Origin of the sequence: Chamaesiphon sp. VAR_48_metabat_135_sub (assembly GCF_031418915.1) — a bacterium.
Lineage (GTDB): Bacteria > Cyanobacteriota > Cyanobacteriia > Cyanobacteriales > Chamaesiphonaceae > Chamaesiphon.
Window position 1 is genome coordinate 1 of record NZ_JANOJV010000120.1, and the last position, 9,514, is coordinate 9,514.

At 44.5% G+C, this 9,514-nt stretch carries 10 protein-coding genes; 6 read left to right on the forward strand and 4 right to left on the reverse strand.

The window, feature by feature from the left end; genetic code table 11:
• The 5 genes from RMO55_RS08710 to cysW all read left to right on the forward strand — a co-directional run.
• A partial coding sequence (locus RMO55_RS08710) for a DUF1361 domain-containing protein (protein ID WP_310425838.1) occupies positions 1-792 on the forward strand: 792 nt, incomplete at its 5' end.
• A gap of 176 nt (positions 793-968) precedes the next feature.
• Positions 969-2,006, forward strand: coding sequence for a sulfate ABC transporter substrate-binding protein (locus tag RMO55_RS08715; protein WP_310425840.1), 1,038 nt, complete (start codon positions 969-971; stop codon positions 2,004-2,006).
• A 33-nt stretch (positions 2,007-2,039) separates the two neighbouring features.
• Positions 2,040-2,369: an NIL domain-containing protein gene (locus RMO55_RS08720; protein WP_310425842.1), complete on the forward strand. Its 330-nt coding sequence runs from the start codon at positions 2,040-2,042 to the stop codon at positions 2,367-2,369.
• Complete coding sequence (gene cysT, locus RMO55_RS08725) at positions 2,366-3,232, forward strand: sulfate ABC transporter permease subunit CysT (protein WP_310425843.1); 867 nt, start codon at positions 2,366-2,368, stop codon at positions 3,230-3,232. The genes RMO55_RS08720 and cysT overlap by 4 nt, the downstream gene beginning before the upstream one ends.
• A 46-nt stretch (positions 3,233-3,278) precedes the next feature.
• Positions 3,279-4,085: a sulfate ABC transporter permease subunit CysW gene (cysW, locus tag RMO55_RS08730; RefSeq protein WP_396134235.1), complete on the forward strand. Its 807-nt coding sequence runs from the start codon at positions 3,279-3,281 to the stop codon at positions 4,083-4,085.
• Positions 4,086-4,186: 101 nt separating this feature from the next.
• Here cysW and RMO55_RS08735 read toward each other — a convergent pair whose 3' ends face one another.
• Positions 4,187-4,624: an Rrf2 family transcriptional regulator gene (locus RMO55_RS08735; protein ID WP_310425846.1), complete on the reverse strand. Its 438-nt coding sequence runs from the start codon at positions 4,622-4,624 to the stop codon at positions 4,187-4,189.
• A 305-nt stretch (positions 4,625-4,929) separates the two neighbouring features.
• Here RMO55_RS08735 and RMO55_RS08740 point away from each other — a divergent pair, with 305 nt between their 5' ends.
• Positions 4,930-5,970 carry a TOBE-like domain-containing protein gene (locus RMO55_RS08740; RefSeq protein ID WP_310425848.1) on the forward strand — a complete coding sequence of 347 codons (1,041 nt, stop codon included), beginning with the start codon at positions 4,930-4,932 and terminating at the stop codon, positions 5,968-5,970.
• A gap of 57 nt (positions 5,971-6,027) precedes the next feature.
• Here the strand turns inward: RMO55_RS08740 and RMO55_RS08745 are convergent, their stop codons facing one another.
• From RMO55_RS08745 to RMO55_RS08755, 3 genes are all read right to left on the reverse strand, one after another.
• Positions 6,028-7,443: a 1-acyl-sn-glycerol-3-phosphate acyltransferase gene (locus RMO55_RS08745; RefSeq protein WP_310425849.1), complete on the reverse strand. Its 1,416-nt coding sequence runs from the start codon at positions 7,441-7,443 to the stop codon at positions 6,028-6,030.
• 250 nt (positions 7,444-7,693) lie between these two features.
• Positions 7,694-8,845: an FtsW/RodA/SpoVE family cell cycle protein gene (locus RMO55_RS08750; RefSeq protein WP_310425850.1), complete on the reverse strand. Its 1,152-nt coding sequence runs from the start codon at positions 8,843-8,845 to the stop codon at positions 7,694-7,696.
• Positions 8,846-9,052: 207 nt separating this feature from the next.
• The coding region (locus RMO55_RS08755) for an ADYC domain-containing protein (protein WP_310425852.1) at positions 9,053-9,514 on the reverse strand (462 nt) is incomplete at its 5' end.

Consider the following 9,514-nt stretch of genomic DNA (forward strand, 5'->3'; position numbering starts at 1 on the left):
ATTGCCGAAGATATCGGTCGAATTGCCTGGAATAGTTTTCTCGCATTAGTACCACTAACTCTAAGTTTTTTTCTGTTTAATAAACCTCGATCGAGACTATTTTGCTGGAGTACTTATGTCTTGCTAGGTCTTAGTTTTGTCGTCGGACTCAAAAAATATGATAATGGAAATCTCCTCAAAGCTTTGGAAAGAATTGCAATGTCGCTGTGGGGCGTTAGATTAATTTTCATAGGAATTGCGATCGGCTTAATTATTATCTTAATGATTATCGATTTTAGATCTCGATTGCCACAAGAACGAAGTCGCTCGATTTTTTGGTGGATGGGGTTATTCTTGTTTGTTGCTATTCTACCGAATGCACCTTATATTTTAACAGATGTTATTCATTTCTATGATGCTGTCCGTTATCTTGATTCAGCCTGGGCAATCACTTTAGTTATCGTCCCGATTTACATTATATTTATTGGAGTTGGCTGGCTGGCTTATGTATTTTCGTTGATTAATATTGGCAGATATTTGAGTAGATTTAAGATCGATCGATATACGAACATCTCTGAATTAAGCTTACATTTATTATGTTCGACTGGTATTTACATTGGACGATTCATCAGGTTTAATAGCTGGAGTTTAGTCACGCAGCCAAAACAATTTCTCAGCATTTTACCAGGAGAATTAATTGGTAAGTTTCCCTTGGTAGTAATTTTATTGACATTCTTAATTATTACGGTTTTGTATACGATTTGCAAACCCATTGTCGAAAAGTTTCCAATCTATGCAGATCCATTTTCCTAACTGTATGGGGCAGGTAGGGGCAATGTCTTGTCTTGCTGCTTGATACGCTCCTACCTTTCTCCTGAAGGAAACAAGCGAATTCTATTGACCTGGGCGATCGATGTTGCTAAGATGATGCTTAGATTTGAACACTATTCCGATTCAAATACAGTAGATTCTATTTGAGAGGCAAGATCGTGACGATTGGGCAAGGAGTGAGCAAGTCGCTCGTGGGGATATTTATTGGTGCTGGGCTGAGTCTTGCTCTAGTTGCTTGTGGCAACGGTGGGAGTAGCAAACCAGGAGAAATGCAGAAAAAAGATGTCGAAATCACCCTCGCTGGTTATGCTGTGCCTAAACCCGCTCACGATCGCATTATTAAGAAATTCGTGGCAAAATGGCAGCAGGAGCACAACCAAAAAGTTACTTTCAAACAGACTTATGGGGGTTCTGGTTCTCAAACCCGTGCTGTGATTGATGGGCTACCTGCGGATGTGGTGCATTTAGCATTGGGCGGCGATGTCGATAAATTAGCCAAAGCTGCACTCGTTGCAGCAGATTGGGATAAAAAGTTGCCCAATCGAGGAATTGTCGCTCAGTCTGTGGTTGCAATTGTGACTCGTCAGGGAAACCCCAAAAAGATTAAATCTTTTGCAGATCTTGCCCGCCCTGATGTCAAATGGGTGACGGCTAATCCCAAAACATCTGGTGGCGCAAGGTGGAATTTTATGGCTTTGTGGCACGATGGGATAAAAGCTGGTGGAAATGAAGCCAAAGCAACAGAGTTTATTACTAAAGCTTTGAGAAATATTGTCGTACAGCCTAAAGATGCGCGAGAAGCGATGGATGCTTTTGTCAAGCAGGGGCAAGGTGACGCATTACTAAACTATGAAAACGAGATTCTCTTTGCTAAGGATAAAGGTCAAGCATTTGAATATACAGTACCAGATGTGAACGTCTCGATCGATACTCCAGTAGCGATTGTCGATAAAAATGTCAATAAACATGGCAATCGGGAAGTTGTGGAAGCCTTTGTCAAATATATGTTTACACCTGAAGCCCAAGCCGAATTTGTGCGGGTAGGTTATCGCCCTGGGGCTACAACCGCAGATCCGCGCTTCCCTAAGATTAAAACTTTGGGTACTGTGGCAGAATATGGTGGTTGGAATAACTTCCAGAAAAAATTCTTTGCTGATGGAGCCATCTACGACAAAATCGAAGCTGGGAAAAAATAACTATATTTATGACTAAGCATGAGGTAATTTAAAATGTCTAGCCTACCCTCGATCGAATCTCCGGAAAAAGTATTACACTCAATCGATATTAATATCCCGCCCCAACTGCATCAAGAACCCGTTCTAGCTACACTCATCAGTAATTACGATCTGATTGTCAATTTTAAAGCAGCAGTACTCGACAGAAAAGCTACAGGCGGTGGATGGTTTAACCTGAGTTTGGAGGGTTATCCCCAGGATATCGACAATGCTCTAAACTATCTACGGAACTTAGAAATAGCAATTTTCGATCGTAGTTCGGTACCAATTGTCAATCAGATTGATTCTCCTGCTGCTAAAACACAAGAGGAATCGCCAACATGAGCAATACGATCGATGCCCAGCTTATCAAATCCAAACCCGTTTGGAAACAGTGGTTCGATCGAGTCCGTAATTTATCATGGACTTGGCGGATTACGTGGTTTTATCTGAGTGCAATGCTATTTCTGCCGTTAGTGGCGATGTTTACCAAGGCTGGAAGTGTTGGCTGGGCTAAGTTTTGGGAGGTGGCGGCTAGTCCAATCGCCTTATCGACTTATGATGTTACTTTTACGACTTCGTTGATTACGGCGTTAATCAATGGTGTGTTTGGCACTACAATCGCGTGGGTATTAGTGCGGTATGATTTTCCTGGTAAAAAGATGATTGATGCCTCGATCGATCTACCATTCGCCCTACCAACTGCCGTTGCTGGTCTAACGTTGGCAACAGTCTATAGTGATAATGGCTGGATTGGGAGTTTACTCGCCCCATTTGGGATTAAAATCGCCTTCACGCGGTTGGGAGTGGGAATGGCGATGCTTTTTATATCGCTACCATTTATCGTCCGCACAGTTCAACCTGTACTGATGGAGATGGAGCGGGATATCGAGGAAGCCTCTTGGTGTTTGGGCGCATCGGATTGGCAAACTTTTCGTCAAGTAATTTTACCCCCATTATTGCCATCAATTTTGACAGGGATGGCTCTAGGATTTTCTCGTGCGGTGGGGGAATACGGTTCGACGGTAATTATCGCATCAAATACACCATTTAAAGATTTGATTGCACCTGTTTTAGTCTTCCAACGATTGGAGCAATACGACTATGAAGGCGCAACGATAATTGGCGTAGTTTTATTGATGATTTCGCTAGTCTTACTCCTAGGAATTAACATTTTACAAGCTTGGGGGCAGCGTTATGAAAACTAGTAATCCCACTACGGCATTGGCACGTCAGGGGCCAGACACAAAACAAATGAATTGGCTCCCAATTATCTTAATCGGACTATCGATCGGTTATATTAGCCTGATTATTTATATTCCGACGATTAATGTTTTTTATCAGGCATTTCACAAAGGTATCGCACCATTTTTAGAAAATTTTAGCCAACCAGATTTTCTCAATGCTGTCAGGGTGACACTATTACTCGCGTTAATTGTTGTACCAATTAATACGGTATTTGGTTTGTGTGCGGCTTGGTCGATCGCCAGACATAAATTCCCTGGACGCACGTTATTATTGAGTATCATCGATTTACCTTTGTCAATTTCTCCGGTAGTTGCAGGTTTAATGATCATGCTACTTTACGGTCGTCAAGGTTGGTTTGGTGGCTGGTTTCAAGACAGAGGTATCGACATTGTGTTTGCTTTACCAGGCATGGTTATCGCCACAGCTTTTGTCAGTATGCCATTCGTGGTGAGGGAAGTAATTCCCGTATTGGAAGAGGCTGGTGTAGATCAAGAAGAAGCAGCTAGAACTCTCGGTGCCAGCGATTGGCAGATTTTCTGGCGAGTGACGCTGCCGAATATTCGCTGGGGTTTAATGTATGGAATATTGTTAACAAATGCCCGCGCAATGGGCGAATTTGGGGCTGTATCTGTGGTATCTGGAAATGTAGCAAATACGACTCAAAGTTTACCGTTATTTGTCGAGGAAGCCTACAAGCAATATAATACCGAAGCCGCTTTTTCTGCCGCAGTTTTACTCGCCCTACTAGCAGCAGTAACGTTGGTTTTAAAAGAGATTTTAGAAAGCAAAACTAAAATCAAGGATAAGTCATAATTTAGAAATTTAAGTGAAATCAAGTAAATATTAATAATATGAAACCCTAGCTGGTGGGCACTGCCCACCCTACTATTCACTTTCAACTTTCAATTTTTAACTTATATATAATACATTGGACTGCTCTGCCGTTGAGTTTCTAGTGTTTTGGCTAAGTCTTGGAGTGTGTAGCTTTTTAAAATCTCATTAACAGATTCTTTGATGCCTTCAAAGGTTTGAACAATGACGATTTTTTCTAGGGTATTGGGAATAGTTGGATCGACTTTCTTGCGATCGCCACTACCTTCGATCGCGACAACTACATCGAATAAACTAATCTGCCATAGTTCTCTAGCCAGTAAATAACCACCTTTCATCCCACGCTGGCTAGAAAGAATTCCTTGACGTTTGAGTGAGGTGAAAATTTGGTCGAGATATCTTTCTGGTAAGGATTGGCTAGCCGCAATTTCATTCACTTTGAGGGGTTTACCTTGAGCCTGACGATCGGCAATTTCGAGCAGAGCAACTAATGCATATTCTAGTCTAGAGGAGAGTTCCACAATCAGTTCGATCGAATACTATATTTAAGATATCACGGTTTTCCGCTCGATATTAGAGGGTAGGGAGACACAAGTCGGCTAGACTTCGGCGGGATTGATGTTACCCCCCAACCCCCCCTTGTAAAGGGGCGGCTTTGCTCCCTCCCCTTGTAAAGGGGAGGGCTGGGGTGGGGTAAAGATCTACGCAGTAACTCTCTAAGAGTTGCGGATACACCGTAGGCTAGAGAGTAGGGAATAGAGGTGTAATAAGTACTAGCAAGTAAACTTTCAATTTAATCTTAAATTTATAGATCGGGTTTTTAAAAATGGGTATTTCAGTCAAAAATGTATCGAAACGATTTGGCAGTTTTCAAGCTGTCGATAGTGTTAATTTGGAAATTGAATCGGGCGCACTAGTGGCTCTACTTGGGCCTTCAGGGTCGGGTAAATCTACGCTACTAAGGCTGATTGCGGGGCTGGAAATGCCCGATAGTGGCGCAATTTGGCTGACGGGGACGGATGCTACTTTTCAGAGCGTTCAGGAGCGAAATATCGGGTTTGTGTTCCAGCATTATGCTCTATTCAAACATCTGACGATTCGGGAAAATATTGGATTTGGATTGAAGATTCGCAAGGCTAGCCCCGCGAAGATTAAAGCGCGGGCTGATGAGTTATTGGATTTGGTTCAGTTGGCGGGATTGGGAGATCGATATCCGTCGCAATTATCGGGCGGACAGAGACAGCGTGTGGCTTTGGCGCGTTCTTTGGCGGTTGAGCCGAAAGTGTTGTTGTTGGATGAGCCGTTTGGGGCGTTGGATGCCAAGGTGAGAAAGGATTTACGCGCTTGGTTGCGCCGTTTGCACGACGAGGTGCATGTGACAACGGTATTTGTGACTCACGACCAGGAGGAGGCGATGGAAGTAGCCGATAAAATCGTGGTGATGAATAAGGGTCAAATCGAACAAGTAGGGACTGCGGCGGAGATTTATGACCGACCTGCGAGTGCGTTTGTGATGAGCTTTATCGGCCCTGTGAATGTGTTACCGAGCAGTGCGGATATTTTTCAGAATAATGGGTTTGAGGCAAATCATCCCCAGGTATATCTCCGTCCGCAGGACATCTCGATTTTCCTTCAGAAAGGCTACGCCAACGAGACTACTCCAGATAGTACGCTGACGATGGCGACAGTGGCGCGAATTATTCACTTGGGCTGGGAGATTCAGGTGGAATTATCCCTGGCTGATGGGCAAGTTATTTCAGCTCATCTGACCCGCGATCGATTTGATGAGTTAAAGTTGGAACCACAACAAACTGTCTATGTTAAACCCAAGGAGGCTAAATCTTTTCCTCTGTACTATTCGATCTAAGATCTGGCGTTGCTCAATTTAGCCAGGATTACAATCCAACCCAAGTCCCCAATCCTCCTACCCCCGATCGATCGTCCCTTCCATTGCTGTTTGTAGCTCTTGCGTCAGATCGAGTGTAGCTTGCTTGGCGGCGCGACGACCACTTTTGTAACGATCCCAATAGTCGGATAGTGGGATGGGATTGCAAATAGTCATCTGGACGCGACGGTTGCCGATATTTGGTCGTTTACCTGGTTTTTTACCTTTAATCTGAGCGACTAGATCCCATAACAGCAGCGTAGTTTCGGCAAATCGATCGATCGTCGGTCGATCTTTAACATAGGAGCCAGTTACAGCGACAAAGTTCTCGACAATCCGCATGTGCCACATCCGCAAATCGGCTTCAGTCGCAATCCGATCTGCTAATTTATGACTGACTGTAGATAGATTACCTGGCGGGTTCAATTCTTCACGATAGATCCAATCCCAGCCAGCTTGTTCGATCCGCCGACACCGATCGATCTTAGTCCCTTTCGCTTCGAGACTAAAATAACTTTCAGATACTTGTAGGGCAAAATCCAAAATATTTTGGAGTCTTTGGGAGATTTCCGTCCGCGAGATCGATAGATCCAACGTTGGACGTTCGGGAATCTGGTACTGATAAAACTGAGCGTAAAAATTTTCCATCTGGTACAGCAAATGCTGACTCAGCTTATAAAACCGATCGTATAGTAATTTACGCATTGGTCGCCCATCACTTTGACGAATCGCCACAATTGTATCCCGACGATCGACAATCAAGCCACATTCCTGCTCTAATTCATGGATCAGATTTTCCAGACTCAACCACGGCTCATCCAGATAATAATACTGAATCCCGATCGGTACAATCAAAACGTCTTCATCTCTACCCGCTTTGACTAAATCCTCCATTGCCCAAAATCCGATTTGAGCGGCTCCTGCTTCCAGGGGACTCACTAGTTCGCTATATCCATTGGTGGCACCTTCTGGAGCCATTGCGAGGGGCATCTGACCATTTACTAGCAAATCTCTAGCTGTCTTCAAGCCCAATCGATCTGTTTTACCTCTGTGGATGGGAATTCCACCCAATCTAGGATACAACCAACTCACAATTTTACCCGCCCACAACGGAATGCCTCGATCGTAGAGGAAGTGCGCAAACACCGGCGATTTCAGCGCGATCCGATGCTTCCGCGCCGCAGCCGCAGGTAAAAGTTTGGTTAAAAGATGTCCCATGCAAAAGGAATCATCACTACTGGGATGACGGAAAGCTAACACCAACCGCAATCTACCCATTTGTGATTGTTTGTAAACTTCCACCAATCGATCGATATCAGCGACATCGATTTGTGTGATGTGCAGTTCGCGTTTTAACCAGTAAGGCAGCATCCAGGTGACTAGCCGTAACACCAAAAGGTTGAATTTAGGTGGTAGAAATGCTAACCGTGGTTGAGCTTTGGTAATTTGGGGCATGGTAAAAATACTCTCTGACCCAGTAGAGAATACCGCGAATTCTCAAATTAATCACCGTATAAATGACTGATTTTCTATATTAGGGATTAGGGATTGGGGATTGGGGATTGGGGATTCGGGATTCGGGAAAGGCTTGCGTCGTTAAATCGGCGTTGCTGAATCAGGAGGCAAAGCATCTGGGTATGATTCTGTGCTTCTGACAAAAATTAGCATTCCTCTTTTCTCTTGCCGAACCCTGAACCCCGAATCCCTACCCCCTAATTTGAATTACTTTCGCTGCTGCGGATTCTCTGGCGACGCGGATCAGCAGTGCTGACTGAATCACTGACGCAACCATCGAACTACCGCCATAACTAAACATCGGTAGTGGTAAACCAGTTGTGGGCAAAGTACCCGCAGCAACACCAATATTAAACAGTGATTGGACGACAATAAATGTCGTAGCTCCAACCGCAACTAATCGATGGACGGGATCGTGGCTGCGGCTAGCAATTAATAAGCCCAAGGTGGCATAGCTCATCACCATGACGAGTAACAAAACACCCCCAACTAGCCCAAATTCTTCGGCAAATACTGAGAAAATAAAATCTGTATCCTGAATTGGTAAATAGTCTAATTTCTGTTGAGACAAGCCAAACCCATTACCCCACAAGCCGCCAGAGCCGATCGCTAAGAGACTTTGTACTAACTGAAATCCCGCACCCTGAGCATCTTGCCATGGATTGAGGAAAGAGAGCATTCGGACTAATTGGTAAGGATTTATTACCATGCTCAATCCTGCCAACAATACCCCGCCTGCGGCTGTTATTGAAAGATAGCGAAGTGGTAAGCCTGCTGTAAAAGCGACCGACCATAAACCGATCGCGCACAAGGATGTGGTGCTAAGATTTGGTTGTTTTAAAATTGCCAATAACACGATCGCAAATACGCCCAACCATGTCGCTCTTACTCTCGGTGGATATTGCTCCCATCGACCAAATAGTTTCGCACCTTGCAACACTAAAAATGGTTTAATTAGTTCTGATGGTTGAAGCTGAATTGGACCGATCGCAATCCACCGCGTGGCCCCCAACGTGCTTTTTCCCGCACCTGTAAATACAGTCAGCAACAGCAAGACCAAAATCCCCAACAGAATCCAACCAGCACCTCTAAGCGGTTTACGCAATGGTGAATGAACGATCGCATTAAAGATAAATAGACTGATCACAATCGCCATAATTTGGCGATTGAAGTAATATAAACCATCTTTTTTTTCAATTTCCCCATGATAATAGGAAGCCGAAAAAAGGACGAACATCCCGATCGCCAGCCACAGGAAAGTCAACCACCGCATCAATCGGGCTGTTAACGACCAGTCTTTGACTGTGGGGTCGAAAAATGGAAACAAAAGGCGCAAGTTCACGATCTTCGGGGATAGGGATTGGGGTGACGTTAGACATAGTGTAGGCGATTTTCTCGATCGAGATCGATCGATCTCGCCAAATTATGACTGTCTCTTCAGTCTGAAACCTGTGGTAGGGGCAATTCATGAATTGCCCCTACCACAGGTTCTAACGATCGTTTCGATCGCTTATCATACTTGTATTCAGCAACTCCAAATCGTAATTATTTATTTCGGCTGACGATCGATCGATTCGTTAAAGATTAAGGCTTGGGGATATCTTTTCTGTGCTTGTTCTACAGTCCTAATCCTCTTGCCAGATTGGAACTTTGTAGGGCATTTACGTTGGATTGCGGCGGTTTTCTCACTCCAGCGGGGACGGTTGACATAGACGGCTCCATCCTCATCCCATGCTGCTTCAAATGACATCTGCGGATCGGGCGGTGTTTGGTCTGGTGCTTGGGGATTGTGAATTAATCGATCGTGAATTACAATCGGCGTACCCTCGCGAGTGCGCGGCAATCCATCCCCACAATAGTCGGCTCTTAACATCCGCGTACAGGCTTGATGATATTTCCACAGCGATTGCCCATTCAGGACTTTCCAAGGTTTGTATTCCAAGCGAACGCACTTTGCGGCTACGCCATTGGTACAAGCAAACATCGTCCGATCGTCACCTTTGAGATGATT

Bases quoted from the DNA above. Each gene is read 5' to 3' on its own strand.
- cysW (WP_396134235.1), top strand. From the start codon at position 3,279: ATGAATTGGCTCCCAATTATCTTAATCGGACTATCGATCGGTTATATT.
- RMO55_RS08745 (WP_310425849.1), bottom strand. From the start codon at position 7,443: ATGCCCCAAATTACCAAAGCTCAACCACGGTTAGCATTTCTACCACCT.
- RMO55_RS08720 (WP_310425842.1), top strand. From the start codon at position 2,040: ATGTCTAGCCTACCCTCGATCGAATCTCCGGAAAAAGTATTACACTCA.
- RMO55_RS08740 (WP_310425848.1), top strand. From the start codon at position 4,930: ATGGGTATTTCAGTCAAAAATGTATCGAAACGATTTGGCAGTTTTCAA.
- cysT (WP_310425843.1), top strand. From the start codon at position 2,366: ATGAGCAATACGATCGATGCCCAGCTTATCAAATCCAAACCCGTTTGG.